Annotated in this window: 28 protein-coding genes and 1 riboswitch; of the genes, 15 read left to right on the top strand and 13 right to left on the bottom strand. The window is 74.6% G+C overall.

Annotated features, from left to right (window positions below; genetic code table 11):
• Nucleotides 1-27: 27 nt before the first annotated feature.
• A complete protein-coding gene (locus ACFY00_RS01500) occupies nucleotides 28-1,824 on the bottom strand; it encodes an AMP-dependent synthetase/ligase (protein ID WP_388026132.1) in 1,797 nt (598 codons plus the stop codon).
• 248 nt (nucleotides 1,825-2,072) lie between these two features.
• Between ACFY00_RS01500 and ACFY00_RS01505 the strand changes: the two genes are divergently transcribed.
• The 5 genes from ACFY00_RS01505 to ACFY00_RS01525 all read left to right on the top strand — a co-directional run bounded on the left by ACFY00_RS01505 (nucleotide 2,073) and on the right by ACFY00_RS01525 (nucleotide 6,081).
• The gene (locus tag ACFY00_RS01505) at nucleotides 2,073-2,519 is read left to right on the top strand and encodes an SRPBCC family protein (protein ID WP_388026134.1); all 447 of its coding nucleotides are present in this window, start codon (nucleotides 2,073-2,075) and stop codon (nucleotides 2,517-2,519) included.
• 8 nt (nucleotides 2,520-2,527) lie between these two features.
• On the top strand, nucleotides 2,528-3,694 hold the full coding sequence (locus tag ACFY00_RS01510) for an ArsA family ATPase (RefSeq protein ID WP_388026136.1): 1,167 nt from the start codon (nucleotides 2,528-2,530) through the stop codon (nucleotides 3,692-3,694).
• A 27-nt stretch (nucleotides 3,695-3,721) separates the two neighbouring features.
• A complete protein-coding gene (locus ACFY00_RS01515) occupies nucleotides 3,722-4,024 on the top strand; it encodes a DUF5304 family protein (RefSeq protein WP_388026138.1) in 303 nt (100 codons plus the stop codon).
• A 196-nt stretch (nucleotides 4,025-4,220) separates the two neighbouring features.
• Nucleotides 4,221-5,162 (top strand): ROK family glucokinase, encoded by a 942-nt coding sequence (locus tag ACFY00_RS01520; RefSeq protein ID WP_388026139.1) that lies wholly within the window; start codon nucleotides 4,221-4,223, stop codon nucleotides 5,160-5,162.
• 157 nt (nucleotides 5,163-5,319) lie between these two features.
• Entirely contained in the window at nucleotides 5,320-6,081 is a 762-nt protein-coding gene (locus ACFY00_RS01525; RefSeq protein WP_388026140.1) for an endonuclease/exonuclease/phosphatase family protein, read from the top strand.
• A 53-nt stretch (nucleotides 6,082-6,134) separates the two neighbouring features.
• Here ACFY00_RS01525 and ACFY00_RS01530 read toward each other — a convergent pair whose 3' ends face one another.
• Together ACFY00_RS01530 and ACFY00_RS01535 are read right to left on the bottom strand one after the other, a co-directional pair.
• Nucleotides 6,135-6,773: a hypothetical protein gene (locus ACFY00_RS01530; protein ID WP_388026141.1), complete on the bottom strand. Its 639-nt coding sequence runs from the start codon at nucleotides 6,771-6,773 to the stop codon at nucleotides 6,135-6,137.
• Nucleotides 6,774-6,783: 10 nt separating this feature from the next.
• Nucleotides 6,784-7,563: an alpha/beta hydrolase gene (locus ACFY00_RS01535; RefSeq protein WP_388026143.1), complete on the bottom strand. Its 780-nt coding sequence runs from the start codon at nucleotides 7,561-7,563 to the stop codon at nucleotides 6,784-6,786.
• 177 nt (nucleotides 7,564-7,740) lie between these two features.
• Here ACFY00_RS01535 and ACFY00_RS01540 point away from each other — a divergent pair, with 177 nt between their 5' ends.
• The 3 genes from ACFY00_RS01540 to ACFY00_RS01550 all read left to right on the top strand — a co-directional run bounded on the left by ACFY00_RS01540 (nucleotide 7,741) and on the right by ACFY00_RS01550 (nucleotide 10,445).
• Nucleotides 7,741-8,535: a 1-acyl-sn-glycerol-3-phosphate acyltransferase gene (locus ACFY00_RS01540; RefSeq protein ID WP_388026565.1), complete on the top strand. Its 795-nt coding sequence runs from the start codon at nucleotides 7,741-7,743 to the stop codon at nucleotides 8,533-8,535.
• A 136-nt stretch (nucleotides 8,536-8,671) separates the two neighbouring features.
• Nucleotides 8,672-9,784: a MacS family sensor histidine kinase gene (macS, locus tag ACFY00_RS01545; protein ID WP_388026567.1), complete on the top strand. Its 1,113-nt coding sequence runs from the start codon at nucleotides 8,672-8,674 to the stop codon at nucleotides 9,782-9,784.
• Nucleotides 9,774-10,445: a response regulator gene (locus ACFY00_RS01550; protein WP_388026144.1), complete on the top strand. Its 672-nt coding sequence runs from the start codon at nucleotides 9,774-9,776 to the stop codon at nucleotides 10,443-10,445. The genes macS and ACFY00_RS01550 overlap by 11 nt, the downstream gene beginning before the upstream one ends.
• Before the next feature lie 13 nt (nucleotides 10,446-10,458).
• On the opposite strand, the gene ACFY00_RS01555 is transcribed toward ACFY00_RS01550, so the two are convergent.
• The 5 genes from ACFY00_RS01555 to ACFY00_RS01575 all read right to left on the bottom strand — a co-directional run bounded on the left by ACFY00_RS01555 (nucleotide 10,459) and on the right by ACFY00_RS01575 (nucleotide 15,620).
• Entirely contained in the window at nucleotides 10,459-11,334 is an 876-nt protein-coding gene (locus tag ACFY00_RS01555; RefSeq protein WP_388026146.1) for a transporter substrate-binding domain-containing protein, read from the bottom strand.
• Between the two features lie 10 nt (nucleotides 11,335-11,344).
• On the bottom strand, nucleotides 11,345-12,346 hold the full coding sequence (locus ACFY00_RS01560; protein ID WP_388026147.1) for a hypothetical protein: 1,002 nt from the start codon (nucleotides 12,344-12,346) through the stop codon (nucleotides 11,345-11,347).
• Between the two features lies 1 nt (nucleotide 12,347).
• Nucleotides 12,348-13,229 (bottom strand): trypsin-like peptidase domain-containing protein, encoded by an 882-nt coding sequence (locus ACFY00_RS01565; protein ID WP_388026149.1) that lies wholly within the window; start codon nucleotides 13,227-13,229, stop codon nucleotides 12,348-12,350.
• Nucleotides 13,226-13,576 (bottom strand): CU044_2847 family protein, encoded by a 351-nt coding sequence (locus ACFY00_RS01570; protein WP_388026151.1) that lies wholly within the window; start codon nucleotides 13,574-13,576, stop codon nucleotides 13,226-13,228. Before ACFY00_RS01570 ends, ACFY00_RS01565 begins: the two co-directional genes overlap by 4 nt.
• A 106-nt stretch (nucleotides 13,577-13,682) precedes the next feature.
• Nucleotides 13,683-15,620: a chorismate-binding protein gene (locus ACFY00_RS01575; protein WP_388026153.1), complete on the bottom strand. Its 1,938-nt coding sequence runs from the start codon at nucleotides 15,618-15,620 to the stop codon at nucleotides 13,683-13,685.
• A gap of 305 nt (nucleotides 15,621-15,925) precedes the next feature.
• Between ACFY00_RS01575 and ACFY00_RS01580 the strand changes: the two genes are divergently transcribed.
• Both ACFY00_RS01580 and ACFY00_RS01585 read left to right on the top strand, forming a co-directional pair.
• Entirely contained in the window at nucleotides 15,926-17,257 is a 1,332-nt protein-coding gene (locus ACFY00_RS01580) for a class II 3-deoxy-7-phosphoheptulonate synthase (protein ID WP_388026154.1), read from the top strand.
• Nucleotides 17,258-17,388: 131 nt separating this feature from the next.
• Nucleotides 17,389-17,643 (top strand): bacterioferritin-associated ferredoxin, encoded by a 255-nt coding sequence (locus ACFY00_RS01585; protein WP_388026155.1) that lies wholly within the window; start codon nucleotides 17,389-17,391, stop codon nucleotides 17,641-17,643.
• 27 nt (nucleotides 17,644-17,670) lie between these two features.
• Here ACFY00_RS01585 and bfr read toward each other — a convergent pair whose 3' ends face one another.
• On the bottom strand, nucleotides 17,671-18,153 hold the full coding sequence (gene bfr / locus ACFY00_RS01590; protein WP_388026157.1) for a bacterioferritin: 483 nt from the start codon (nucleotides 18,151-18,153) through the stop codon (nucleotides 17,671-17,673).
• Nucleotides 18,154-18,451: 298 nt separating this feature from the next.
• On the opposite strand from bfr, the gene ACFY00_RS01595 reads away from it, so the two are divergent.
• The gene (locus ACFY00_RS01595) at nucleotides 18,452-19,081 is read left to right on the top strand and encodes a sulfite oxidase-like oxidoreductase (protein WP_388026159.1); all 630 of its coding nucleotides are present in this window, start codon (nucleotides 18,452-18,454) and stop codon (nucleotides 19,079-19,081) included.
• Nucleotides 19,082-19,149: 68 nt separating this feature from the next.
• Here the strand turns inward: ACFY00_RS01595 and pknB are convergent, their stop codons facing one another.
• From pknB to thiO, 4 genes are all read right to left on the bottom strand, one after another.
• The gene (pknB, locus tag ACFY00_RS01600) at nucleotides 19,150-20,886 is read right to left on the bottom strand and encodes a Stk1 family PASTA domain-containing Ser/Thr kinase (protein ID WP_388026569.1); all 1,737 of its coding nucleotides are present in this window, start codon (nucleotides 20,884-20,886) and stop codon (nucleotides 19,150-19,152) included.
• A 302-nt stretch (nucleotides 20,887-21,188) separates the two neighbouring features.
• Nucleotides 21,189-21,980 carry a thiazole synthase gene (locus ACFY00_RS01605; RefSeq protein ID WP_388026161.1) on the bottom strand — a complete coding sequence of 264 codons (792 nt, stop codon included), beginning with the start codon at nucleotides 21,978-21,980 and terminating at the stop codon, nucleotides 21,189-21,191.
• A 3-nt stretch (nucleotides 21,981-21,983) separates the two neighbouring features.
• Nucleotides 21,984-22,193 (bottom strand): sulfur carrier protein ThiS, encoded by a 210-nt coding sequence (thiS, locus tag ACFY00_RS01610; protein ID WP_285738610.1) that lies wholly within the window; start codon nucleotides 22,191-22,193, stop codon nucleotides 21,984-21,986.
• A complete protein-coding gene (thiO, locus tag ACFY00_RS01615) occupies nucleotides 22,190-23,344 on the bottom strand; it encodes a glycine oxidase ThiO (protein WP_388026162.1) in 1,155 nt (384 codons plus the stop codon). Before thiO ends, thiS begins: the two co-directional genes overlap by 4 nt.
• A riboswitch (TPP riboswitch) is annotated at nucleotides 23,340-23,452 on the bottom strand. It overlaps the preceding gene by 5 nt.
• Nucleotides 23,453-23,535: 83 nt before the next feature.
• On the opposite strand from thiO, the gene ACFY00_RS01620 reads away from it, so the two are divergent.
• The 4 genes from ACFY00_RS01620 to ACFY00_RS01635 all read left to right on the top strand — a co-directional run bounded on the left by ACFY00_RS01620 (nucleotide 23,536) and on the right by ACFY00_RS01635 (nucleotide 26,522).
• Complete coding sequence (locus ACFY00_RS01620; RefSeq protein ID WP_388026163.1) at nucleotides 23,536-24,741, top strand: NAD(P)/FAD-dependent oxidoreductase; 1,206 nt, start codon at nucleotides 23,536-23,538, stop codon at nucleotides 24,739-24,741.
• Nucleotides 24,742-24,762: 21 nt separating this feature from the next.
• Complete coding sequence (locus ACFY00_RS01625) at nucleotides 24,763-25,128, top strand: Rv2175c family DNA-binding protein (RefSeq protein ID WP_388026165.1); 366 nt, start codon at nucleotides 24,763-24,765, stop codon at nucleotides 25,126-25,128.
• Entirely contained in the window at nucleotides 25,125-25,775 is a 651-nt protein-coding gene (gene thiE, locus ACFY00_RS01630) for a thiamine phosphate synthase (protein WP_388026167.1), read from the top strand. Before ACFY00_RS01625 ends, thiE begins: the two co-directional genes overlap by 4 nt.
• An 84-nt stretch (nucleotides 25,776-25,859) precedes the next feature.
• Complete coding sequence (locus ACFY00_RS01635; protein ID WP_388026168.1) at nucleotides 25,860-26,522, top strand: VanZ family protein; 663 nt, start codon at nucleotides 25,860-25,862, stop codon at nucleotides 26,520-26,522.
• The last annotated feature ends 2 nt before the right edge of the window (nucleotides 26,523-26,524 follow it).

Raw genomic sequence — 26,524 nt, forward strand, 5'->3', positions numbered from 1 at the left:
TCCCCGCGCCCCCGTCGGGGCGCGCGACTACTTGGTGTAGAGGCCCTCGATCTCGGCGGCGAAGTCCTTGAGGACGACGTTGCGCTTGAGCTTGAGGGAGGGGGTGAGGTGGCCGCCGGCCTCGGTGAAGGTGGTGGTCAGCAGGTGGAACTTCTTGACGGCCTCGGCGTGCGAGACGGCCTGGTTGCCGTCGTCGATCGCGGCCTGGACGGCGGCGAGCAGGTCGGGGTCCTCGCGGAGCTGTTCGACCGTCGCGTCGGCGGGCTTGCCGTTGAGGGCCTTCCAGCGCGGGAAGAACTCGTCGTCGACGGTGACCAGGCAGGCGATGAAGGGCTTGCGGTCGCCGACCACCATGACCTCGCCGATGATCGCGTGGGCGCGGATGCGGTCCTCGATCACGGCGGGGGCGACGTTCTTGCCGCCCGCGGTGACGATGATCTCCTTCTTGCGGCCGGTGATGGTGAGGTAGCCCTCGTCGTCGAGGGTGCCGAGGTCGCCGGTGGCGAACCAGCCGTCGCGCAGGGCGTCGGCGGTGGCGGCGGGGTTGTTCCAGTAGCCGGTGAAGACCTGCGGGCCCTTGAGCAGGACCTCGCCGTCCTCGGCGATCCGGACGGCGGAGCCGGGCAGGGGCTGGCCGACGGTGCCGATCTTGGGCTTGTCGTGGGGGTTGAAGGCGGTGGCGGCGCAGGACTCGGTGAGGCCGTAGCCCTCCAGGACGACGAAGCCGATGCCGCGGTAGAAGTGGCCGAGCCGTTCGCCGAGCGGGGCGCCGCCGGAGATGGCGTAACGGCAGCGGCCGCCGAGGGCGGCCCGGAGCTTGCCGTAGACGAGCTTGTCGAAGACCGCGTGGCGGATCCGCAGGCCGAGCGAGGGGCCGCCGGAGTCGAGGGCGCGGCTGTAGGCGACGGCGGTGTCGGCGGCGCGGTCGAAGATCCCGCCCTTGCCGTCGGCCTGGGCCTTGGCGCGGGCGGTGTTGTAGACCTTCTCGAAGACCCGGGGGACGCCGAGGATCAGGGTCGGCTTGAAGGAGCCGAGCTCCTCGGTGACGTTCTTGATGTCGGAGACGTGGCCGAGCTTGACCGGGGCGATGACGGCGGCGATCTCGGCGATCCGGCCGAGCACGTGGGCCAGCGGCAGGAACAGCAGGACGGAGGACTCGCCGGTGCGGAACAGCTCGGGCATCCGGGCGGTGACGTTGCCCAGTTCGGCGAGGAAGTTGCCGTGGGTGAGCTGGCAGCCCTTGGGGCGGCCGGTGGTGCCGGAGGTGTAGACGATGGTGGCGATCGAGTCCGGCCCGGCCAGGACGCGGCGTTCGGCGATCACCGCGTCGTCCACGCCGGTGCCGGCCGCGGTGAGGGCGGCGACGCCGTCGCGCTCGATCTGCCAGGCGTGCTTGAGGCCGGGCAGCTCGCCGCGGACCTCCTCGACCACGGCGGCGTGGGCGTCGGTCTCGGTGACGACGGCGAGCGCGCCGGAGTCGCCGAGGATCCACCGGACCTGCTCGGCGGAGGAGGTCTCGTACACGGGGACGGTGATCGCGCCGGCCGTCCAGATCGCGAAGTCGAGCAGCGTCCACTCGTAGCGGGTGCGGGACATCACGGCGACCCGGTCGCCGGGGCCGATGCCGCTGGCGACCAGGCCCTTGGCGACGGCGTGCACCTCGGAGAGGAACTGGGCGGCGGTGAGGTCCTGCCACTGCCCGGCGGCCTTGCGGCTGAGCACAGCGACGCCCGGGTGCCGCTCCGCGTTCTGGTGGACCAGGTCGGCGAGGTTGCCGTCGCTCGGTACCTGGTAGCGGGCCGGAAGGCTGAACTCGTCGAGCAAGACTGCTCCTCGTCTGCGACGCTGCGGGACGACTGGACGTTACTGCCGGGTAGGTGCGTTCGACCAGAGGGGTCGACCCCGGTGTTCCGATCGTCACACCGCAGGTCGGGCGTGCGGGTGGACCGATTCGAACCCTACGGCAGGACGGAGGTGACCCGCCGGTAGGTGCCCGCGCGGGAAACGCGCGCTCCCGCCCGCGATAGCCTCTGCTGGGCGCACAGCAGCACAGGGAGATCGCGGAGGCCGCAATGGCGGAGCACACCAGGTCGAGCATTGTCATCGACGCCACCCCGGCCGAGGTCATGGCGGTGATCGCCGACTTCGCCGCGTACCCGCAGTGGACCGGCGAGGTCAAGGAGGTCGACGTCCTGGAGACCGGCCCCGACGGCCGCGCGGCCAAGGTGCGCCTGCTGCTGGACGCCGGGGCCATCCGCGACGAGCACACCCTCGCCTACACCTGGGACGGCGACCGCGAGGTCAGCTGGACCCTGGTCAGCAGCCAGATGCTGCGCGCCCTGGACGGCTCGTACGCGCTCGCCCCCGCCGGGAAGGGGCTCGGCAAGGGCGGCACCGAGGTCACCTACCAGCTGGCCGTGGACGTCAAGATCCCGATGCTCGGCATGATCAAGCGCAAGGCCGAGAAGGTCATCATCGACCGGGCGCTGGCCGGGCTGAAGAAGCGCGTCGAGGGCTGACCGGGCCCGTGGCCACCCGCACCGTACTGGTCAGCGGCCCGGAATCCGGCCGGATCGCCGCCGCCACCGCCCTGCACCACGCCCGGCGGGGCAGCGACACCCTGCTGCTCGCCGCCGACGACCCGCACCGCGCCGTCGACGACCTGCTGGGCGTCCGGCTCGGCCCCGAACCCGTCGAGCTGGAGCGGCACCTGACCGCCGCCCGGATCGACGAGCAGGCCGCCTTCCGGGACGCCCTCGACGGCTACCGCGAGCGGCTGGCCCCCGCCCTCGACCTGATCGGCGCCCAGCCGCTCGACCCCGAGGAGCTCGCCCCGCTGCCCGGCACCCGCGCCCTCGCCCTGCTGCGGGCGCTGCCCCGGGCCAAGGCCGAGGTGCTGGTGGTCGCCGCCCCGCCGCCCGCCGAACTGGTCGCCACCCTCGCCCTGCCCGCCCAACTGGAGCGCTACCTCGCCCGGTTGCTGCCCGAGCAGCGCCAGGCCGCCCGCGCGCTGCGCCCGCTGCTGGCCAACCTGGCGGGCGTCCCGATGCCCACCGACAGGCTGTTCGAGGCCCGGGCCGCCGCCTCCGCCGCCCTCGCCGAGGCCGCCGCGGCGATCACCGCCCCCGGCACCACCGTCCGCCTCGTCCTGGACGCCGCCCGCCCCGCGCCGCGCGCCCTGGCCCGGATCAGGGCCGGACTCGCCCTGCACGGCCTCCCGCTGGACGCCGTGGTCGCGCACGGCGCGCTGCCCGCCGCCGCGACCGGCTCGCCCGACCCCTGGCTGGCCGCCGCGGCCGCCCGGCAGGACGAACAACTCGCGGCCGTCGCCGAACAGTTGGGCGAGGTGCCGGTGCTGGTCGCCCGGCAGCCGGACGGCGGCCTGGAGGAGCTCGCCGACCGGCTCTACGCCGCGGGCGCCCCGCACCCGCCCGCCCCCGCCGCCCCCCGCACCGAGGACCGGCTCGCCGCCGAGAACCTCCTGCTCTGGCACCTGCCGCTGCCCGGCGCCGACCGCGGCGAGCTCGAACTGCTGCGCCGCGGCGACGAACTCGTGCTCGGCGTCGGAGGTTACCGGCGGGTCCTGGCACTCCCGTCCGCGCTGCGCCGTTGCACGGTCAGCGGGGCCGGGCTGGCGGACGGGGTGCTGTCGGTGCGGTTCACGCCCGACCCGGCGCTCTGGCCGCGCGGGTAGCCCGTACCGATGGAGAGGAGTGGTGCGGTGAGCACCGAACAGCAGCAGGAGCGGCAGGAACAGCCGGGCGGTGGGGCGGGGGAGTTCGCGCCGCTGGTGGAGGAGGTGCGGAGGTTCGCCACCGCGCTGGGCGGCAAGGCGGTGGAGATCGGCGGCCGGCTGCGCGAGTCCAACCCCGAGGTGTACGGCCACCTCGCCGCCGCGGGCGGGGAGCTGCTGGCGGCCTACCGGGCCGCCGTCGCCGGGCACGAACGGCGCTGGTCCGAGCCCCAACACGCCGAGACCGAACGGGTGGACCTGGACGGGCCCGCAGAGGCCTCCGACAAGTAGTTAATCCGGCCGGACGGCGACGTCACGCTGCGGTCACAATTCACTACTGAACGGTACCGTTGGTATGACTTCTGAAGGCACCATGACCAATCGGTCGGGAATTGCCTTCGAATAATGTACGCCGGACTGTATACGTGGGTACCCCTCAGCGGGTACGGTTCCGCTGAGCGGGAACGAGTGAATAGCTGAGGGACACATGGCTCTGACCATCGGCGTGGACGTCGGCGGTACCAAGATCGCAGCAGGCGTGGTCGACGAGTCCGGCGAGATTCTGGCCAAGACCCGGGTGCCGACCCCGGCCGACCCCCAGTGGGCGGTGGACGCCATCGCCCAGGGCGTACGGGAGTTGAAGGAGCAGTACCCCGACGTCAGCGCGGTCGGCGTGGGTGCCCCCGGGTTCGTCAGCCGGGACCGCTCCACCGTCCTGATGGCGCCCAACATCGCCTGGGAGAACGAGCCCCTCAAGCAGCGCGTCGAGGAACTCACCGGCCTGGAGACCGTCGTCGAGAACGACGCCAACTGCGCCGCCTGGGCCGAGTTCCGGTTCGGCGCCGCCGCCGAGTACGAGGACATGGTCCTGATCACCGTCGGCACCGGCATCGGCGGCGGCATCGTCCTCGACGGCCGGCTGCACCGCGGCCGGTTCGGCGTGGCCGGCGAGATCGGCCACCTCAACATGGTTCCCGACGGCCTGCCCTGCGGCTGCGGCGGCCACGGCTGCTGGGAGCAGTACGGCTCCGGGCGCGCGCTGCGCCGCTACGGCCGCGAGCGCGCCGCCGCCGACCCGATCGCGGGCAAGCGGATGCTCGAACTCAACGACGGCGTCGCCGAGACCATCCGCGGCATCCACATCACCGAGGCCGCCGAGGAGGGCGACGCGCTGGCGCTCTCCTGCTACGCGGAGCTCGCCGACTGGCTCGGCCGCGGCATGGCCGACCTCGCCGCGCTGTTCGACCCGGACGTCTTCGTCCTGGGCGGCGGCGTCTCCGACTCCGGCAGCCTGCTGCTGGACCCGGTCGCGGCCGGCTTCGAGAAGTACCTGACCGGCGGCCCGGCCCGGCCCCGCGCCAACGTGGTGCTGGCGTCGATGGGTTCGGCCGCGGGCATCGCGGGCGCGGCGGACCTGGCGCGGACCTGAGCCACTCGTAGGCCCTGTCCGGCCGACACGCGTCGCGAAGCCGCGACGGAGGGCGTGACACTGCCCCCGTCGCGGCCTCGTCGGCGTTCGCCGCCTGGTGCGCGCAGTTCCTCGCGCCCCCGCCTGCGGTGCGGCGGGGGCTGTTACTGTCGGTCAAATGACGGACACTGAGGTTGCGTTGGCGCCGTCCGGGGCGGAGCCGGACGGCGCGCGGCGGGTACGGGTGCTGACGTACAACGTGCGGTCGCTGCGGGACGACCGGGCCGCGGTGGCCCGGGTGATCCGGGCGTGCGAGCCGGACGTGGTGTGCGTGCAGGAGTCGCCGCGGTACTGGAAGACCGAGAAGGCGGCCGCCTGGCTGGCGCACAGGACCGGGACGGTCATCCTGGCGGGTGGCGGGCGGGTGGCGGCGGGGCCGCTGCTGCTGGGCAACCTGCGGGTGGACCTGCTGGAGCTGCGGGACGTGCTGCTGCCGAAGACCCGGGGGCTGCACGCGCGCGGGTTCGCGAGCGCGCTGCTGCGGATCGGCGGGAGCCGCCCGTTCTCGGTGACCAGCTGCCACCTCAGCCTCGAACCGGCCGAGCGGCTGCGGCAGTTCGAGCTGCTGCGGGGCCAACTGCGGCCGGGGGAGCCGGGGGTGATCGCCGGGGACTTCAACGAGACGCCGGAGGGCCCGGGTTGGCGCGCGCTCGCCGCGGAGCTGACCGACGCGCACGCCGAGGCGCCCTGGGGCGGGACGTACACCTCGGTGCCGAAGCAGCCCTACCAGCGGATCGACGGGGTGTTCGCCACGCCGGACGTCGAGGTGCTGGGCTGCGGGGTGCCGTACCCGCTGCCGGGCGTCTCGGAGGCGGACCTGCGGGCGGCCACCGACCACCTGCCGGTGCTGGCGACGCTGCGGATCCCCGCGCCGGAGTGACCGGCTCGCCCGGGGGTCGAGCGTTCGCCAACCCCCGGGCCGGGGGCGGCCGTTCAGACGACGGCGCCGCCGGTCGGGTCCTCCGGCTCGTCCTCGTCGCGGTCCTTCATCCGGGCGACCAGGGTGCCGAAGCCGCCCAGGAAGGACAGCAGGCCGACCCAGGCGGGCCAGCCGGAGACCTCGTGCCAGACCACGGCGTCGAACAGCAGCAGCGCGGGGCCGCCGAGGACGGCCAGCCAGACGAACTTGGCGGTGACCTCGGCCTCGGGCAGCGGCGGCGGCTCCGGCGGCACGAAGTGGCCCTCGTCCTCGTCCTCGGCCGGGGTGTAGTCGCGCGGCCCGTCGCCCGGCCGGGGCACCGGCCGCGGGGTGAAGTCGCCCAGGCCCCCGTTGGTCGTGGTGGGTGCGGTCGGCCCCCGCCGCCCGTGCTCCCGCTCGTTCTGCGCCCGCAGGTTCTCCACCTCGGGCCAGGCCGGGTCGGTGAGGTCCACCGGGTCGTCGAACTGGGCCACCAGCGCGGCGAAGATCTCGTCCTGCTCGGCCTGGCTGCCCGCGGCCGGACGCCACGCCTTCGCGGCGGGCGCGGCGGTCTCCGGCCCGGCGGCCGCGGCGGCCCCGGCGCCCGACCCGGCCGCCTCGGCCTCCTCGCGGGGCAGGTCCTCGTCGTCGTTCGCCTTGCTGGTCTCGTTCACGTTCGGCCTTTCAGCCCGAGTGGGTTCCGGCATCGACCGCCGCTGCCGGGGCCAGCCGCCGGACGAAGTCGAGGCTCGCCCCGAAGATCAGACCGGCGTCGTGGTCCAGCGTGGCCACGTGGAAGCTGCGGTCGAGCAGCAGCTCCGTCACATCGGTCGAGGATATCCGGGCGAGCACCAGCGCCGAGTTGCGCGGCGAGACCACGTGGTCCTGCGGACTGTGCAACAGCAGAACGGGTTGGGTCACCGACGGCATTCCCGCCCGGGCCGCCTCCCACAGCCGGGCCAGTGACCAGGCGGCGTGCAGCGGGACGCGGTCGTAGCCGACCTCGGCGGCGCCGGGGAGGGCGATGTCGCCCGCCACGCCGGGGAGGGAGGGGAGCAGGTGGCGCAGCAGCGGAAGAAGCACCGTCGCGGGGTTGTCGGAACGCACCGAGGGGTTGACGAGCACCAGTCCGGAGATCCGGTCGCCGTGCTCCGCGGCCAGCTTCAGGGCGAGCGAACCGCCCATCGAGAGCGCGCAGACGAAGACCTGCTCGCAGGCGGCGGCGAGTTCCTCGAAGGCGGTCCCGGCGGTGGCGTACCAGTCCTCCCAGCGGGTGTGCTGCAGGTCCTGCCAGCGGGTGCCGTGGCCGGGCAGCAGCGGGACGGAGACGGTCAGTCCGGCGTCGGCGAGGTGTTCGGCCCACGGGCGCATGGACTGCGGGGAACCGGTGAAACCGTGAATCAGCAGCACACCGACCGGACCGCCCGCTCGGCGGTACGGCTCGGCTCCCGGAAGCAGCGGCATGCAGGACTCCTGGAGAGGGCGGGCAGGGTGAGGGTGGCTCGATGGTCCCACGGGCGCGATGCCCCGTACAGGGGCCCGGTGCGAGGGCGGACGGTTCGCCGGTGCACCGGGCGGCAGGCGGGGGCATTAGGATCGTCCGGTCCGCACCACAGGAGGCCCCGGTTGTTCTACCGACTGATGAAGATGATCGTCGCCCCGCTGCTGCGGATCTTCTTCCGGCCGTGGATGGAGGGCGAGGAGAACATTCCGGACGAGGGTCCGGCGATCCTCGCCAGCAATCACCTCTCGTTCTCCGACTCGTTCTTCCTGCCCGCGCTGCTCAAGCGCCGGGTGACCTTCATCGCGAAGGCCGAGTACTTCACCACCCCAGGCATCAAGGGCCGGCTGACCGCCGCGTTCTTCAAGGGCGTCGGCCAGCTGCCGGTGGACCGCTCGGGCGCCCGCGGGGCCGGCGAGGCGGCGATCCGCAGCGGCATCGCGGTGGTCGAGCGGGGCGAGATCTTCGGCGTCTACCCGGAGGGCACCCGCTCGCCCGACGGCAAGCTGTACCGCGGCAAGGTCGGCGGCCTGGCCCGGGTCGCGCTGGCCACCGGCGCGCCGGTGATCCCGGTCGCGATGATCGACACCGAGAAGGTGCAGCCGCCCGGCCAGGTGATGCCCAACTTCGGCGTCCGGCCCGGCATCCGGATCGGCCGCCCGCTGGACTTCTCCCGCTACCAGGGCATGGAGAACGACCGGTTCATCCTGCGCTCGGTCACCGACGAGGTGATGTACGAGATCATGCGCCTGTCCGGCCAGGAGTACGTGGACATCTACGCGACCGCCGCCAAGCGGCAGCTCGCCGAGGAGAAGAAGGCCGCGGACGCCGACCGCAAGGCGCAGCAGAAGGCCGGGAAGGCCGAGGCCGAGAAGGCCGGGGCCGAGGGGAAGGCCGAGCAGGCCGGGGACACCGAGAAGGACGCCGGGGCCTGACGGGCCGTCACGGGGGGAGCACCGGGTGATGGGGGACCACAGACCCGTCGTCGCGCCGAGAGCGGTGCCGGAGGCGGTGCCGAGGACGGTGCCGACGGCGCCCGCCGGGGTCGCGGCGGCGGTGGTGGCCGGCGGGATGTCGGTGGAGCTGCCGCTGTGGCGCGCCATGGGGTACTTCCGGGTGCTCGCGCTGGCGTACGCGGTGCTGCGGTACCTCACCTCGTACCACCACTTCCTGCACCCGGTCTCCGGCTGGATCTACCTGGGCGCGCTGAGCCTGTGGACGCTGGCCTCGACCCGGGCGTTCGCCGGGCCGGAGCGCTGCACCTGGCCGGTGCTGGGGATGGACCTGACGGCCGCGGTGACCGGCATCGTGATGAGCGGGATCATCGACACCCCGGCGCGGATCCACGGCGGCGCACCGACCCTGCCGACGATCTGGGCGGCCGGGACGGTGCTCGGCTTCGCGGGCAAGGGCGGCTGGCGGCCGGCCGCGTTCGCGGGGGCGGTGATCGGGGCCGCCAACATCCTCGGGCACGGCGGGGTCAGCCCCGACAACCTGCACAACATCGTGCTGCTGCTGCTCGCGGGCTGCGCCATCGGCTACGTGATCGAACTGGCCCGGGCCAGCGAGGCGGTGCTCACCCGGGCGCTGCAGGTGGAGGCCGCGACCCGGGAGCGCGAGCGGCTCTCCCGGGACATCCACGACGGGGTGCTGCAGGTGCTCGCCCTGGTCCACCGCCAGCAGGGCGACGCGGCCGAGCTGGGGCGGCTGGCCGGTGAGCAGGAGCGCGCGCTGCGGGCCCTGATGACCGGCGCGCGGCCCTCCGACGAGGAACGGGCGGACGGCGAGCGGGACCTGCGTCCGCTGCTCTCCCGGTACGCGGACGAGCGGATCACCGTCTCCGCGCCCGGCACGCCCGTCCTGATGCCCGCCGGGGCGGCGGCCGAGCTGGCCGCCGCGGTGGCGGCGGCGCTGGACAACGTCCGGCGGCACGCGGGGGAGTCGGCCCGGGCGTGGATCCTGGTCGAGGACGAGCCGGACGCGGTGACGGTGTCGGTGCGCGACGACGGCCCGGGCTTCCCGGCGGGGCGGCTGGCCCAGGCGCAGCGCGACGGCCGGCTCGGGGTCGCGCAGTCGATCCGCGGCCGGATGCTGGACCTCGGCGGCAGCGCCGAGCTGTACTCGGTGCCCGGGGAGGGCGTCGAGGTGGAACTGCGGTGGCCGAGGAGCGGGCATGACGACTGAGCAGCCGGTGCGCGTGATGGTGGTGGACGACCACCCGATGTGGCGCGAGGGGGTGGCCCGGGACCTGGCGGAGGCCGGGTTCGCGGTGGTCGCCACCGCCGGGGACGGCGAGGAGGCGGTCCGCCGGGCCCGGGCCAGCGCCCCGCAGGTGGTGGTGCTGGACCTCAACCTGCCGTCGCTGTCCGGCGCGGAGGTGTGCCGCCGGGTGGTGGAGGCCGATCCGGCGGTGCGGGTGCTGGTGCTGTCGGCGAGCGGTGAGCACGCGGACGTGCTGGAGGCGGTGAAGTCCGGGGCGACCGGCTACCTGGTGAAGTCGGCGGGCCGCGAGGAGCTGCTCGACGCGGTGCGCCGCACCGCGGTCGGCGACCCGGTGTTCACCCCGGGCCTGGCGGGCCTGGTGCTGGGCGAGTTCCGCCGCCTGGCCGCCGAGCCCGGCACCCCCGCCGCCCCGGCCGCCCCGCAGCTGACCCCGCGGGAGACCGAGGTGCTGCGGCTGGTCGCCAAGGGCCTGTCCTACCGGCAGATCGCCGACCGCCTGGTGCTCTCGCACCGCACCGTGCAGAACCACGTCCAGAACACCCTGGGCAAGCTGCAGCTGCACAACCGGGTCGAGCTGGTCCGGTACGCGATCGAGCAGGGTCTGGACGAGGAACTGGGCTGATCCGCGCGGGAGTTCAGGCCGAGCAGCGGTCGCCCGCGGAGGTGGTGACCGGCTTGAAGGTGTCGCGCAGCTCCTTGTCGGTGAAGTCGGGGCCGAAGGCGAAGGAGCTGCGCAGGGCGTTCATCCAGTCCGGGTCCTGCAGGTAGTCGTTGATGGCCTCGCGGAGCAGTTCGCAGGCCTTCCGGTGGCCCTTGGGCAGCACCATCATCAGGAACTGGGTCTTGCCGATGTGGGCGTCCCGGGCGACCCGGTAGGCGCGCCTGCCGCCGCTGCCGGAGTTGGCGGCGACGCCCTGCAGCACCAGGTAGTCGGAGAGCACGGCGTCGGCGGTGTCGTCGTCGACCCGGGCCAGGCACTCCTTGAGGTTGGTGCCGGTGACGGTGACCCGGGGGCCGATGTCCCGGAGCTGGGCCTCGGCGGTGGTGCCGGGGGTGACGCAGACCCGCAGCGGCTTGAGGTCGTCGGACTTGGCGACCGTCCGGGTGTCGTCGGCCTTCAGCAGGACGCCCAGCGGGGTCTGCAGGTAGGGCCCGGCCAGGTCGTAGTCCTGCTTGAGGCTCTCGCGCTCGGAGACGTCGGCGACCACCAGGTCGACCTTGTTGTGGTTGGCCTTGCCGTCGGTGAGGGCGTCCTCCCAGTTGGTGGTGGTCACCGTCAGCGAGGTGTACTCGATCTTGCGGGAGCCGAGCACCTTCATGGTCAGGTGCGGTTCGAAGCCGTCGTACACGCCCTTGTCGGTGAACTCGGACATGCCGGGGCGGTCGGTCTTGAAGCCGACCTTGACCGGCAGGCTCTCGAACGGCTTCGGCTCGTCGCCGGAGCAGCCGGACGCGGCGGTGACGAGCAGCAGCAGGCCGACGGCCAGGCGGGCGGAGCGCGGGGCGGGCACGGTGGGCCTCCTAGCGGGTGAATTCGACGCGTTGGATGTCGACCTTCTGGACGCAGCCCTGGGCGTCGTTCAGCTGCAGGCTCAGGACCAGGTGGGTCAGACCGGCGGGCACCGGGAGGGTGACCTCGGTGCCGGGGGCCCGCCAGCCGCTGCTGCCGTGCTGGTCGATGCTCAGCTGGGCGGTCAGGCCGGTGCAGCTGCCGCTGTCCGGGTTGGTGTCGGACAGCAGCAGGCGGGCCTTCAGGCGGGCGGCGCCCGGGGGGACGTCCACCTCCGCGGTGCTGACGGTGTCGGGGGAGACCACGGGATCGTGCCACACCGTGCTCCGCGCGGGCAGCGGCGGCGGGCCGTCGGGCCACAGCAGCGCCGCGGCCAGCCCGGCGGCGGCGAGCAGGGCCAGGCCGGTGGCCGCCCGCACCCGGCGGCGCTCGCCCGGCGTCCGCTCCCGCTGCCCCTCCCGCTCCCGCGGGTCGGTCGGGGGCAGCGGCGGCGGGCCGGTGCGGACGCGTTCCGCGGCCTCGCGGGCGTGCTGCGCCAGGTGCGGTTCCTTGAGGGCGAGTTCCTCCAGCAGCAGGGTGGGGCTGCCGATCACCCGGGCGTGGGTGGCCATCTCGACCAGGCGGCGGCCGTCGGTGCGCAGCGGGGGCACCGGCGGGAAGCACAGCACGTCGGCGATGGCGACGAGTTCGGCCCGCTGGTCGACGCCCAGCCCGGGCGCGTTCTGCACCAGGGCGAGGAAGGCGACCCAGTCGCCGCGCAGTTGGTTGCCTTGCACGCCGACCAGCCAGTCGTGCAGGTGGCCGATCGCGGCGGCGGGCTGCCGGTGGTCCTCGGCCAGGAACTTGGCGATCCGGGCGGCGGACACCGACAGCGGGCGGGGCTGCACCTGGACGGGGTAGCCGGTGGTCTCGGCCAGGTGCTGCTCCAACTCCGGCAGCACCGAGGCCAGTTCGAACCAGCCCGCGAGGATGCGCTGCAGCAGCTGCCGGGTCTCCCAGGTGCAGCGGTCCATCTCAGTCCTCCGCTCCGAGGCCCAGCAGGGCGTCCAGCTCGTCCAGCGCCCGGTGCGGGCCGCACAGTTCGCGGGCCCCGGCCAGCAGGGCGCGCAGCGCGCGCTCCGGACGGCGGTGCTGCAGGCAGCAGGCGGCGAGGGCGCGCAGGTGCAGGGCGGCGAGCGCGTGGTACGCGACCCTGACCTCCTCGCCGGGGCCGAGCCGCTCGTTGACGGCCTGCACCAGCTCCAGCCGCACCGCCGGGTCCTGCAGCGGGGCCGCTCCGGCCAGCAGCCGGGCGACCTCGCCCGCCGTCACCGCCGCCGGGGGCGCGGCGGTCGGCGGCAGCAGCGGCAGCAGCTCCGACAGCGGGGTCAGCCAGCCGCCCACCGGGTCGCCGCCGTCCGCGGTGGCCTTGACCACGCCGACCACCCGGCCGCGCCCGTCGATCGCCATGCTGCCGCTCAACCCGGGCTGGATCCAGCCCAGTTGGACGCGCAGCCCGAGGCCGGAGGGGCCCGCGACGGTCAGCCGGGCCGACTCCGGACCGACCTCGCCGGTGACCGGGTTCACCGCGAAGCCGTGCACCAGGACGCCCGCGCCGCCCGCCGGGTCGCGCTCGGCGAGCGGGACGGCCGGGGCGTCGGCCAGCCCGGGCGCGGTGAGCAGGGCGAGGTCCGGCGGCGGGTAGGCGGCGGCCCCGGGCGCCGGGGCGGGCGGGAACAGCCGGACGCCGCGCACCGGGTGGGCGGCCGCGCCGGGCCGGGCGGCGGCGGTCAGCTCCGGGTGGCCGTGCACCACGTGCGCGCAACTGACCAGCAGGCCCGCGCCGAGGTGGAAGCCGCTGCCCAGGAACGCCCCGGCCGGGTCGGCGAGCAGTACCGCCGCGCTGTCCGGGCTCACTCGGCGTCGCGGTCGTCCGGCCGCTTCCAGCTCAGCCGGACGACCAGGCCCGCCTGGGCGGAGGCCTCCGCGAGGACGCCGATCAGGCGGCCGGATTTCACCCCCAGGTCGAGGCCGAACTCGACCTCGAACTCGTCCGGGTCGCCCGCCTGCTGCGCCGTCTCGCGGGCCCAGCGCCCCACCGCGCGCACCGTGCGCCGGACTTCGCCGAGGCTGTGGGTGACCGCCGCGGAGACCGCCCCCGCGTCCCCCGCCCGGCGGCCGGGGCCCGGGCGGAGGGCGGCGTACAGGACGGTGCCGTCGTCCAGGGCGATCTCGACGGTTCCGGGCTCGGCTGCGTTCGTCATGCATCCCCCAACTCATGACCAATGGGCAGGATATGAATATCAGTCAGTTCGAGGGAGATCCAGACCTTTCCGTCGGACGCGGGACGGCGGGGCCGGGCCGCCGGATTCAGCCGCGCACGGCCGCGGTGGCGCGCAGCAGCCCGGCGACGATCTCCACCCCCTCCCGGGTGAGCACCGACTCGGGGTGGAACTGCACCCCGGCGAAGCCGGGCCCGCGCAGGGCGTGCACGTCGCCGGTGCGGGCGTCCCGGGCGAGTTCGACGCCCTCGGCGGCCAGCCGCCCGGCGGTGGCCGCGTCGCAGCGGGCGGTGAAGGTGTTGTAGAAGCCGACGGTGCGACGGGTGCCGAACAGGTCGATCGTCTCCTGGGCGCCCTGGTACGGCACCGCCTTGCGGGCCAGCTCCAGCCCGAGCCGCGCGGAGAGCAGCTGGTGGCTGAGGCAGACCGCGAGCAGCGGCGCGGTGCGCGCCCCGGAGCGGACGGCGGCCAGCGCGTCGGCGACCACCGGGCGCAGCAGCGCCATCTTCGGGTCCGCGGGGTCGGCCGGGTCACCGGGGCCGGGGCCCAGCACCAGCGGGCCGGGGTGCGCGGCGACCCGCTCGCGCAGCCCGGGGGCGTCGTAGCGGAGCACGCTGACGGTGTGGCCGAGCGAGCGCAGCAGGTGGGCCAGCATCGCGGTGAACGTGTCCTCGCCGTCCACCACCAGGGTGTCGGCGCCGGGCAGCGGCGCGGCGGGCCGCTGCATCCGCAGCCAGAACGGGGCCAGCCCGGCCCGCCGGGAGTCGAGGGCGGCCTGCACCCGGTGGTCCTCGCCGAGCCGGGGGCGGGCGGCGGCCTCCTTGGCGGAGCGGGCCGGGCGGGCGCCGATCGCGGAGAGCACCCCGGCGGCCTTGGCGTGCGTCTCGGCGACCTCGGAGCGCGGGTCGGAGTGCCGGACGAGGGTGGCGCCGACCCGGACGACCAGCGAGCCGTCGGCGGGGTCGATGTCGGCGGCCCGGATGCAGATCGGCGAGTCCAACTGCTGGCCGCCGCTGGCGGAGCGGCCGATCAGGGCGAGCGCGCCGGAGTAGTAGCCGCGCCCGCCGCGCTCGTACCGGTCGATCACCCGGGTGGCGTTCTGCACCGGGCTGCCGGTGACGGTGGCGGCGAACATGGTCTCCCGCAGCACCTCGCGGACGTCCAGCGAGGTGCGGCCGCGCAGTTCGTACTCGGTGTGCGCGAGGTGCGACATCTCCTTCAGGCGCGGGCCGAGCACCTGCCCGCCCAGGTCGCCGACCGCGCACATCATCTTCAGCTCCTCGTCGACCACCATGGTGAGCTCCTCCAGCTCCTTGGGGTCGCGCAGGAACTCCAGCAGCGACTCGGCGGTCGGGCCGGTCTCCGGGTAGCGGTAGGTGCCGGAGATCGGGTTCATCACCACGGTGCCGCCGGACTGCCGGACGTGGACCTCGGGGGAGGCGCCGACCAGCACCCGGTCGCCGGTGTGCACCAGGAAGGTCCAGTACGCGCCGCGCTCGTGCTCCAGCAGCCGCCGGAACAGGGTCAGCGCGGTGGCGGTGGAGTACCCGGCCAGCTCGGCGCGGAAGTCGCGCCGGATCACGAAGTTGGCGCCCTCGCCGCGCCCGATCTCGTCCCGGATCACCCGGCGGACGATCTCCGCGTACTCCTCGTCGTCGATGTCGAACTCCCCGCCGCGCAGCTCCACCGGCGCGTCCGGCAGCGCGGCCAGCACCCCGGCCAGCGGCAGCGCGTACTGCTCGGTGACGGACAGCGCCCGCAGCGGGGTGCCGTCCTGCCGGGCGGCGAAGCCGCGTTCGCGGATCTGCGCGTACGGGACGAGGGCGAGCAGGTCGTGCCGGGGGCCGCCGTCCGGGGCGCCGGCCGGGACGGGCAGGTCGGCCAGCGCGGCGTGCTCGGAGACCTCGCCGACCAGCAGTTCGACGGTGTCCGGGGCGAGCCGGGGGGTGCGGCGGTGCAGCAGGGCGAAGGCCGGGGCGCCGGGGGCGGTGAGCCGGGCGAGCAGGTCTGCGGCGGTGGTGGTCACGACTGCGGTGTTCCTTCCGGGAGGTGGCTCTGCGGGGGTTCCGCCGCCTCCGGGAGGCCGTGACGCTGCACACACACGTCGACGGCCGCCCCGGAGGGCGGCCGTCGTTCGTCGCTAGGGACGCGCGATCCGTGGGCCGCCCAACGGGCTGGCCCACCACCAGGAGAAGGTGTGCGTCGCGGTCACGGAGCCGACCTTAGCCCACCGGCGGGCGGCGCGGGGAGGGCACGGCGGGTTGTCCACGAGCTGTCTCACCCACCGGGCGGCGTCCCCAAACCGCCTCCCCCACCCCGTAGCCTTGCCCTGTGACCGTGACTAACCACTCCTGGCAGTCCCTGCCCGCGGCGCAGCAGCCTGAATGGCCGGACCAAGAGGCTCTGCGCAAGACCCTTGCCGAGCTCGCCTCCTATCCGCCCCTCGTCTTCGCCGGCGAGTGCGACCAGCTGCGCGCCCGGCTCGCGGCCGTCGCGCGTGGTGAGGCGTTCCTGCTTCAGGGCGGAGACTGTGCCGAGGCGTTCGACGCCGTGTCGGCCGACCAGATCCGCAACAAGCTGAAGACCCTGCTCCAGATGGCCGCCGTGCTCACGTACGCCGCGTCCGTCCCGGTGGTCAAGGTCGGCCGGATCGCCGGCCAGTACTCCAAGCCCCGCTCGAAGAGCACCGAGACCCGCGACGGCGTGACGCTGCCGACCTACCGCGGCGACTCGGTGAACGGCTTCGAGTTCACCGCCGAGGCCCGGATCCCGGACCCGGAGCGCCTCAAGCGGATGTACAACGCCTCCGCGGCGACGCTCAACCTGGTCCGCGCCTTCACCACCGGCGGCTACGCCGACCTGCGCCAGGTGCACGCCTGGAACCAGGACTTCGTGCGCAACTCCCCGGCGGGGCAGCGCTACGAGCAGCTGGCCCGGGAGATCGACCAGGCGCTGGCCTTCATGAACGCCTGCGGGGTGGCCCCGGAGGAGTTCAAGACGGTCGAGTTCTTCTCCTCGCACGAGGCGCTGATCCTGGACTACGAGACGGCGCTGACCCGCACCGACTCGCGCACCGGCGAGCTGTACGACGTCTCCGGCCACATGGTGTGGATCGGCGAGCGCACCCGGCAGCTGGACCACGCGCACATCGAGTTCGCGTCCAGGATCCGCAACCCGATCGGCGTCAAGCTCGGCCCGACCACCACGGTCGACGACGCGCTGACCCTGATCGACCGCCTGGACCCGGAGCGCGAGCCCGGTCGGCTCACCTTCATCACCCGGATGGGCGCGGGCAAGATCCGCGACCACCTGCCCGCCCTGGTGGAGAAGGTCACCGCCTCCGGCGCCCAGGTCGTGTGGATCACCGACCCGATGCACGGCAACACCTTCGAGGCCTCCAGCGGCCACAAGACCCGCAAGTTCGACGACGTGCTGGACGAGGTCCGGGGCTTCTTCGAGGTGCACCGCGCGCTCGGCACCCACCCGGGCGGCATCCACGTGGAGCTGACCGGCGACGACGTCACCGAGTGCGTCGGCGGCGGCGACGAGGTGCTGGTCGACGACCTGCACCAGCGCTACGAGACGGCCTGCGACCCGCGGCTCAACCGCAGCCAGTCGCTGGACCTGGCGTTCCTGGTCGCCGAGATGTACCGCGGCCAGTGAGGCGGCGGCCGTAGGTGTGACGAAGGCCCCTCCGCTTCCGGGTGATCCGGGGTGGAGGGGCCTTTTTCGTACCCGGAGCGCCGGGTAAGGTAAGGCTCAGTAAACCGCACCAATCGTGGAAGGGGCCGCACATGTACGTGTGCATGTGCCACGCGGTCACCGAGGCCCAGGTCAAGCAGAAGATCGACGAGGGGGCCAGCACCCCCCGCCAGATAGCCCAGGGCTGCAAGGCCGGCACCGACTGCGGCTCCTGCGTGCGGCGCATCCAGGCGCTGCTCGGCGAGCACGGCGCCCGCCCCTGCCCGACCGCCCGGCTGGCCGAGCGCCTCGGCCTGGCCGACCCGGCCACCGCCGCGCCCGCGGTCACCGCCCCCAGGGCCGCCTGACCCGTCCGGCTCCTCCGCGCCGGGGGCTCAGCTGCCCTCGGGCTGCTCGATCAGCTGCGCGATGTAGAGCGCCTCGCCGAGCTTGTCCAGCAGCTCCAGCTGGGTGTCCAGGTAGTCGATGTGGTGCTCCTCGTCGGCGAGGATGGACTCGAAGATGTTCGCCGAGGTGACGTCGTTCTTGGCGCGCATCACCACGATCCCGCGGCGCAGCCGGTCGATCGCCTCGACCTCGACCTGCCGGTCGGCCTCGAACATCTCCTTGACCGTCTGCCCGATCCGGACGTGGAACAGCCGCTGGTAGTTCGGCAGGCCGTCCAGGAAGAGGATCCGGTCGGTCAGCACCTCGGCGTGCTTCATCTCGTCGAAGGACTCGTGCCGGGTGTACTTGGCGAGTTTGGTCCAGCCGAAGTTCTCCTGCATCTTCGCGTGCAGGAAGTACTGGTTGATGGCGGTGAGTTCGGCGGTCAACTGCTCGTTGAGGAACTCGATGACCTCGGGGTCGCCCTGCATGGCCTGCCTTCCTGTGCGCATTCCGGTCGGTCTCCGGATGTCCCGAATCGTGGCAGCCGAACGGGAGCACTTCCAGTAAGTTCACGCTCACAGTCGTCGCCGGGATCGACATTTCCCGCCGCCCTGCACCGCGCTGACCTGGGGCGATGCCGAACGGATTAGGCCGATCGGGGGTATCTCACCCGAACGGCCGCGCGGATTCGCCCCGCGTTTCCCCCCACCGCCGAAGCGCATTCCGCCGGGGGCGCGCGGTGGGGGCGCGTGCGGTTCGGCGCCCGCCGTCTGTCACCATGGAGGCATGGGTCAGCACGAACCGGAACAGCAGCCCCCGACTGACCCGAGGCTCCCCCCGGGGCAGCGGCCGCAGCGCGGCTGGCCGGTGCTGCACTACGGGCCGGTGCCCCGGTTCAAGCCGCAGAGCTGGGACCTCCAGGTGTTCGGGGCCACCGCCGACGCGGAGAAGACCAGTTGGGACTTCGCCGCCTTCCACGCCCTGCCCAAGACCACCGTCCGCGGCGACCTCCACTGCGTCACCAGGTTCTCGATGCTCGGCAACGAGTGGACCGGCGTCGCCGCCAAGACCGTCCTCGACCTCGTCCCGCCCGACCCGTCGGTCACCCACGTGATGGTCTGGGCCGAGTACGGCTACAGCGCCAACCTGCGGCTGGCCGACTTCGCCGACCCGGCCACCGTCTTCGCCACCCACCACGACGGCCGCCCGCTCACCCTCGAACACGGCTTCCCGGTCCGCCTGGTGGTGCCCCACCTGTACGCCTGGAAGGGCCCCAAGTGGGTGCGCGCCGTCGAGTACATGCGGGCCGACCGGCGCGGCTTCTGGGAGGAGCGCGGCTACCACAACCTCGCCGACCCGTGGCGCGAGCAGCGCTACACCTACCAGGAGCAGCCCGGGGACGGCCCGCTGCGCTGAGGCCGCGGGGCGCCCGGTCCCGGCTCCGGGCTCGGGCTCGGACAGGCCGGGCTCGGAACAGGCCGGGCTCAGAACAGGCTGACGGTGATCGTCACGGTGCTGCCCTGCTTGGCGGGCGTGCCCGCCGCGGGCGACTGGCCGGTGACCTTGCCGATCGGGAACAGCCCGGCGACCTCCGGCACGAACCCGGCGTCCTGGAGGGCCTTCGAGGCGTCCTCCTTGCTCAGGTTCCTGACGTCCGGCACCAGGTGCATGCCCTTGGAGACGGTCACCGCCACCGGCGCGTTCGGCGCCAGCCTGCTGCCGGCCGACGGGGCGGTGGAGATCACCGAGCCCTTCGGCACGGTGTCGCTGAACTCCTCGTTGCCGGTGCCCGCGGTCAGCCGGGCCTCGCCCAGCGTCTTGACGGCGTCCGCCTGCGGGCGGCCCGTCACGTCCGGCACCTGCACCCGCTCCGGGCCGCGCGAGAGCACCACCTTCACCGCGTCGCTCTTGCGGACCTTGGTGCCCACGCCCGGGTCGGTGGAGAGCACCTGCCCGGCCTGCACCGACTCGCTGAACTGCTCGCTGAACGTCCCGTGCAGGCCCGCGCGGTCCAGCGTCGCCACCGCCTGGTCCCGGTTCTGCCCCAGCACGCTCGGCACCGTCGCGTACACCGCGCTGGACAGCGCGTACGTGACGCCGCCGACCAGCAGCAGCACCACCGCCAGCACCGCCGACCAGACCAGCGGGCGGCGGCCGAAGCCCGAGCGCAGGGCCCGGCCGGGCAGGCCGCGCGGCGGGTCGTCGTTCACCACCGGGCGCACCGGCGGCAGCAGCTCCGGCGGGACGTCGAGCACGCTGGTGCGGTCCAGCGCCGGGACCTTCTCGATCACCGCGGTGGCCTCGCCCGGGCCGTAGCGCGGGGTGGGCCGGGTCGAGGCGGGCGGCTCCGCGTCCAGCTGCGCGGCGGGCAGCGAACGGCGGGCCCGCTGCACCGAGGCCAGCAGCTCCACCGCGTCCCACGGCCGGGCCTGCGGGTCGCGGGCGGTCGCCGCCGCCACTATCGCGTCCAGCGCCGGGCCCACCTCGGGGGCGGTCAGCGACGGCGGCGGGACGTCCTCGTGCAGGTGCCGGTACATCACCTGGGCGGCGTTCTCCCCGGTGTGCGGCTTGCTGCCGGTCAGCATCTCGTACAGCAGGATGCCCGCCGCGTAGACGTCCACCCGCTGGTCGGTGGACTCCTGGCGGATCTGCTCCGGCGCCAAGTACGAGACGGTGCCCATCAGTTGGCCGGTCTCGGTGGTGGACGCGGCGGTGGCCCCGCCGTCCGGCAGGATCCGGACCAGGCCGAAGTCGGCGACCTTCACCAGGCCGTTGTCGGTGATCAGCACGTTCTCCGGCTTGACGTCCCGGTGCACCAGGCCAGCCCGGTGCGCCGCGCCGAGCGCCGCCAGCACCGGCTCCAGCACGTCCAGCGCGGCCCGCACCGACAGCGCCCCGCGGTCGCGCAGCACGTCGCGCAGGTTGCGGCCGGGCACGTACTCCATCGCCATGAACACGGCCCGCGGATCGGCGCCCTGGTCCAGCACGTTGACCACGTTGGGGTGCGCGAGCCGGGCCACCGCCTTGGCCTCGCGGATGAAACGGGCCGTGAAGTCGGCGTCCCCCACCAGCGAGGGGTGCATCACCTTCAGCGCCACGGTCCGGTCCAGCCGGGTGTCGGTGCCCCGGTAGACGGTCGACATGCCGCCGACCGCGATCCGCTGCTCGACCCGGTAGCGGCCGTCGAGCAGCACGCCGTGCAGGGGGTCGTCGAGGGTCATGTCCACCCGAGGAGTCTAGGGGTTCGGTGTCGACGGGGGCCCGTCGGCGGGGCGGTCACCAGGGGATGCGCGGCGGGTACAGCCGGAGCAGCAGCACCAGCGGCCCGGCGGCGGCCGGTAGCAGGAGCACCACCGGCCCGCAGGTCGGCACCGCGCCCGGCACGCCCGCCCCCCACCATGAGATCCCCCGGTTCCCGTTCGGTGCCGCCATGGTGGCAGCCCGCCCGCGCTCCGGGCACGGTCGCCGGGCGAACCGTTCCCGAACCGGGACACGCGGCGGGCGGCGTTCCGGGGCGCGGGGCTCAGAACGCCGGACGCTCGCGCGTGTCGGCCAGGCCCGCGGTGGGGGAGGAGGCCTCGGCGTAGTAACGGCGCGGGATCCGGCCGGCCCGGTGGGCGAGCCGCCCGGCCTCGACGGCCTTGCGCATCGCCTCCGCCATCAGCACCGGCTCCTGGGCGCGGGTCACCGCGGAGGCCAGCATCACGGCGGAGCAGCCGAGTTCCATCGCCAGCGCGACGTCGCTCGCGGTGCCCGCGCCCGCGTCCAGCACCACCGGGACGTTCGCGGCCTCCACGATCAGCTGGAAGTTGTGCGGGTTGCGGATGCCCAGCCCGGAGCCGATCGGCGAGCCCAGCGGCATGATCGCCGCGCAGCCGACGTCCTCCAGCTTGCGGGCCAGCACCGGGTCGTCGTTGGTGTACGGCAGCACGGTGAAGCCGTCGTCGACCAGCGTCTCGGCGGCGTCCAGCAGCTCGATCGGGTCGGGCAGCAGCGTCCGCTCGTCGGCGATCACCTCCAGCTTCACCCAGTCGGTGCCGAGCGCCTCGCGGGCCAGCCGGGCGGTCAGCACGGCCTCGCCCGCGGTGTAGCAGCCCGCGGTGTTCGGCAGCACCCGGATGCCGTTGCGGGCCAGCACCTCCAGCACCGAGCCCTGGGTGGCGGTGTCGACCCGGCGCATCGCGACCGTGGTCAGCTCGGTGCCGGAGGCCTGCAGGGCCTGCTCCAGCACCTCCAGGCTGGGCGCGCCGCCGGTGCCCATGACCAGCCGGGAGTGGAAGGTGGTGCCGCCGATGACGAGTGCGTCGTCCGCCATGGTTCAGCCTCCCTGGACGGCGGTCAGGATCTCGACCCGGTCGCCCGCGCCGAGCGGGGTGGCGGGCCACGAACTGCGGGGCACCACGGTCTCGTTGACGGCGGCGGCGACGCCGGTGTTGGCGGCCGACACCTCGGCCACCAGCGCGTCCAGCGTGGTGGTGGCGGGCAGGGTGCGCGGCTCGCCGTTGACGGTCAGGGCGATGGTGTTCATGCGGCGGCCTTCGGGGCGAAGCGGTCGGGGGTGAAGTCGGCGGCCAGCGGCGGGAGTTCGCCGTCGGCCAGGTAGGCGGCGAGCAGGTCGGCGGTGACCGGGGTGAGCAGCACGCCGTTGCGGTAGTGGCCGGTGGCGGCGACCAGGCCGTCCAGCGCGGTCGGGCCCAGCAGCGGCGCGTTGTCGGGGGAGCCCGGGCGCAGGCCCGCGCCGGTCTCCACCAGCGGCAACTCGGTGATGCCGGGCACGAGTTCGTGCGCGTCCCGGAGCAGCTCGTAGACGCCGCCCGCGGTGACGGTGGTGTCGTGGCCGAGCTCCTCGGTGGTCGCGCCGACCACCAGCTCGCCGTCGGCCCGCGGCACCAGGTACAGGTGCTGCCCGCGCACCACCGCCCGCACGTTGCGGGACAGGAACGGCCCGTGCGCGGTGGGCATCCGCAGCCGCAGCACCTGGCCCTTGACCGGACGGATCGCGGGCAGCACCCCGTCCGGCAGGCCCGGCAGCAGGTGGCTGCGCGAACCGGCGGCCAGCACCGTGCGCCCCGCCGTCAGCCGTTCGCCGGTGGACAGCCGCACGCCCGCCGCCCGCCCGTCCGTGACCAGCAGCTCGGCGGCCTCCGCCCGGTGCAGCGCCACGCCCGCCCGTTCGCAGGCGGCGACCAGCGCGGCGGCCAGTCGGCGGCCGTCCACCTGGTGGTCCTCGGCGACGTGCAGCCCGCCGCGCACGCCCGGGGCCAGCATCGGCTCCAGGCGGCGGCACTCGCGGCCGGTCAGCCACTCGGAGGCCAGGCCCAGGCGGCCGTGGAAGGCGTGCAGTTCGCGCAGCTCGGCCCGGTCGTCGGAGTCCAGCGCGACGGCCAGCGTGCCGGTGCGCCGGTAGCCGGTGTCCAGCCCGGTGGCGTCGGTCAGTTCGGCGGCGAAGGCGGCGTACCGCTCGTTCGACGCCATGCCCAGGCGCAGCAACGGCTCCTCGCCGTACTGCAGTTCGGTGACCGGCGCGAGCATGCCCGCGGCGACCTGCGCCGCACCGCCGCCCGGCCGCGGGTCGACCACCGCGACCGACAGGCCGCGCTGCGCGGTCCGCCAGGCCACGCCCAGCCCGATGATGCCCCCGCCGACCACCAGCACGTCGGGCGCGTGGGAAGGTGCCACAGCCGCTGATTCTCCCTTCGCCGGCATGACCCGGATCAGGTTCGGACGGTCGCGGGCCGCCACAGCCCGCCTCTCAGCCCGGTGCACCGGGCTCCCGTGAGGTGAAGTACCCCCACCATAACGCCGGGCCGACCCGGGCCAGAAGGCGCGTACGCAGCGTGGACGCCGACCGCGCCCGGCGCGGTACTAGGGTGGGCGGCGTGGCTGAGCTGAGGGAAACGGACCGGGTCGTCGTGGTCGGAGCGGGCATGGCGGGCGCCCAGACCGCCCTGAACCTGCGCCAGGGCGGCTGGCGGGGGCCGCTCGCACTGGTCGGCGCGGAGCTCCACCTCCCGTACGACCGTCCCCCGCTCTCCAAGGACGTCCTGCTCGGCAAGGCCGACGCCACCGCCTTCGAGATCGACTGGCACGGCCTCGGCGTCGACCTGCTCACCGGCCGCCGCGCCACCGGCCTGGAGCCCGGCCTGCTGCACACCGACCGCGGCGAACTCCCGTACGACGCCCTGGTGGTGGCCACCGGCGCCGAACCGCGCACGCTGCCCCACCTGCCCGGCGCCCGCACCCTGCGCACCGTCGACGACGCCCACGCGCTGCGCGCCGCGCTCACCCCCGGTCGCCGGATCGCCCTGGTCGGCGCGGGCTGGATCGGCGCCGAGACCGCCACCGTCGCCCGGCAACTCGGCTGCGAGGTCACCGTCCTGGAGGCCGCCGCGGCCCCGCTGGCCGGGGCCCTGCCCGCCGAACTCGGCGCCCTGATGGCCGACTGGTACGCCGCCGCGGGCGTCGACCTGCGCTGCGGCGCCGCCGTCACCGGCGCCGACGACGGCGGCGTGCTGCTCGCCGACGGCACCCACCTGCCCGCCGACGAGGTCGTGGTCGGCATCGGCGCCCGCCCCGCCACCGACTGGCTGGCCGGCGGCCCGCTCGCCCTCGACCCCGACGGCACGATCCCGGTCGACGACCGGCTGCGCACCGCCCTGCCCGGCGTCTGGGCGGCCGGTGACTGCACCTCCTACCCCTCCGCCCGCTCCGGCGCCCGCCTCGCCGTCCAGCACTGGGACCACGCCCTGCACTCCGGCGCCGCCGTCGCCGCCTCCCTGCTCGGCACCCTCGACGCCCCGTACGACCCCGTCCCGTACTTCTGGTCCGAGCAGTTCGGCCGCACGGTCCAGTACGCCGGGCGGCACGCCGGGGCCGACCACCTGCTGTGGCGCGGCTCCCCGTCCGACCCCGACTGGACGGTGCTGTGGCTGCGCGACGGCGCCCCGGTCGCGCTGCTCGCCGTCGACCGGCCGCGCGACCTGGCCCAGGGCCGCCGCCTGATCGAGCGCGGCGGCGCCCTCGACCCGGCCCGGGCCGCCGACCCCGCCGTCCCGTTGAAGGCGGCGACCCGGTAGCGGCTCGGTAGGCTGGGGACCGTGAGCGAGATTGATCCCAAGATTGACGCCCTGGTCCCCGCGTGGCTGTACCTGCCCGACATCTCCGAGCGCTGGGGCGTGGTGATCACCGAGGTCCGCGCCATGGTGAAGAACCGCACCCTGCTGGCGGTGCGCCGCGGCGAGAACAACTCCCTGCAGGTCCCCGCCGACTTCATCGAGGACGACGGCCCGGTCAAGCACCTGGTCGGCACCCTCACCGTGCTGCGCGACTGCGGCTTCTCCGACGAGGAGATCCTGGAGTGGATGTTCACCGAGGACGACTCCCTGCCCGGCACCCCGATCCAGGCCCTGCGCGAGAACCGCGGCACCGAGGTCAAGCGCCGCGCCCAGGCCATGGCCCTGTGACGGCCGCCCTCACCGCCCGGCAGCGCCTGGCCGACGCCCGGCTCTACCTCTGCACCGACGCCCGCCGCGAACAGGGCGACCTGCCCGAGTTCCTGGACGCGGTGCTCGCGGGCGGCGTCGACGTCGTCCAGCTCCGCGACAAGGCCCTGGAGGCCAAGCAGGAACTGGAGCACCTGGAGGTCTTCGCCGACGCGGCCCGCCGCCACGGCAAGCTCCTCGCCGTCAACGACCGCGCTGACGTCGCGTACGGCGCCCGCCCCGACGTGCTGCACCTGGGCCAGGACGACCTGCCGGTCGCCCTGGCCCGCCGCATCCTCGGCGAGGACGTGCTGATCGGCCGCTCCTGCCACGCCGAGAGCGAGGTGGACACCGCCCTCGCCGAACCCGGCGTCGACTACTTCTGCACCGGCCCGGTCTGGCCCACCCCCACCAAGCCCGGCCGCCACGCCCCCGGCCTCGACCTGGTCCGCTACGCCGCCGCGCAGCGCCCCGACCGCCCCTGGTTCGCCATCGGCGGCATCGACCGGGACAACCTCCAGCAGGTCCTGGACGCGGGCGCCACCCGCATCGTCGTGGTCCGCGCCCTCACCGCCGCCGAGGACCCGGGCGCCGAGGCCGCGGCGCTGGCCGCCCGCCTCCGTCCCTGAGGCCCCTCCCGCCCCGCGCCCCCGCCGGGGCGCGGGGCGGGCCGGCCGGGAACCGCGCGGCGTCCGTCCGCACTCCGTGCAGGCATGGACCCCATCGCCCCGCCCGCCCGCCGCACCCGCCGGATCGTGCTGCTGGCCCCCGCGCTGCTCGCGGCGGCGGCCGTCGCCTTCCTCGCCCAGCGGCCCCTGCACCACGCCGGGTGGCACGGCTGGGTCGGCACGGCCAACGGCATCGTGTTCCTGACCGTGGCCGCCCTGCCGGTGGCCGCGCTGGCGGTGCGGGCGCTGGCCGCCCGCCGCCGGGCCGCCGGGGTCGAGCCCGGGTGGGCCCGGCGTTCGGCGCTGGCCGAGGTCGGCACGGTGTACGGGACGCTGCCCTGGGTGCGGATGATCCTGCTGCCGGGCGTCGACCCGGGCGGCCCGCGGCGCCGGGTGACCCTGGTGCCGCTGCACGACATCGCCGAGATCGTCAGCGCCGGACCGCCCGCCACCGCGGTGGCCCAGGTCGTCGGCAACATGCTGGTCTTCGCGGCGCTGGGCTTCCTCGCCCCGGTGCGGTTCGCCGCCCTCGCCTCGGTGTGGCGGGTGCTGGCGCTCGGCGCGGCCTGCTCGGTGCTGGTGGAGCTCGCCCAGTACGTGCTGCGGCTGGACCGGGTCTCCTCGGTGGACGACGTGCTGCTGAACGCGGGCGGGGCGGCGCTGGCCGCGCTGGCCTCGCGCCGCCGGTGGCGCCGCCCGGCGGCCTGAGG

Source organism: Kitasatospora sp. NPDC001540 (assembly GCF_042894345.1).
In the GTDB taxonomy this organism is placed as follows: Bacteria; Actinomycetota; Actinomycetes; order Streptomycetales; family Streptomycetaceae; genus Kitasatospora; species Kitasatospora phosalacinea_C.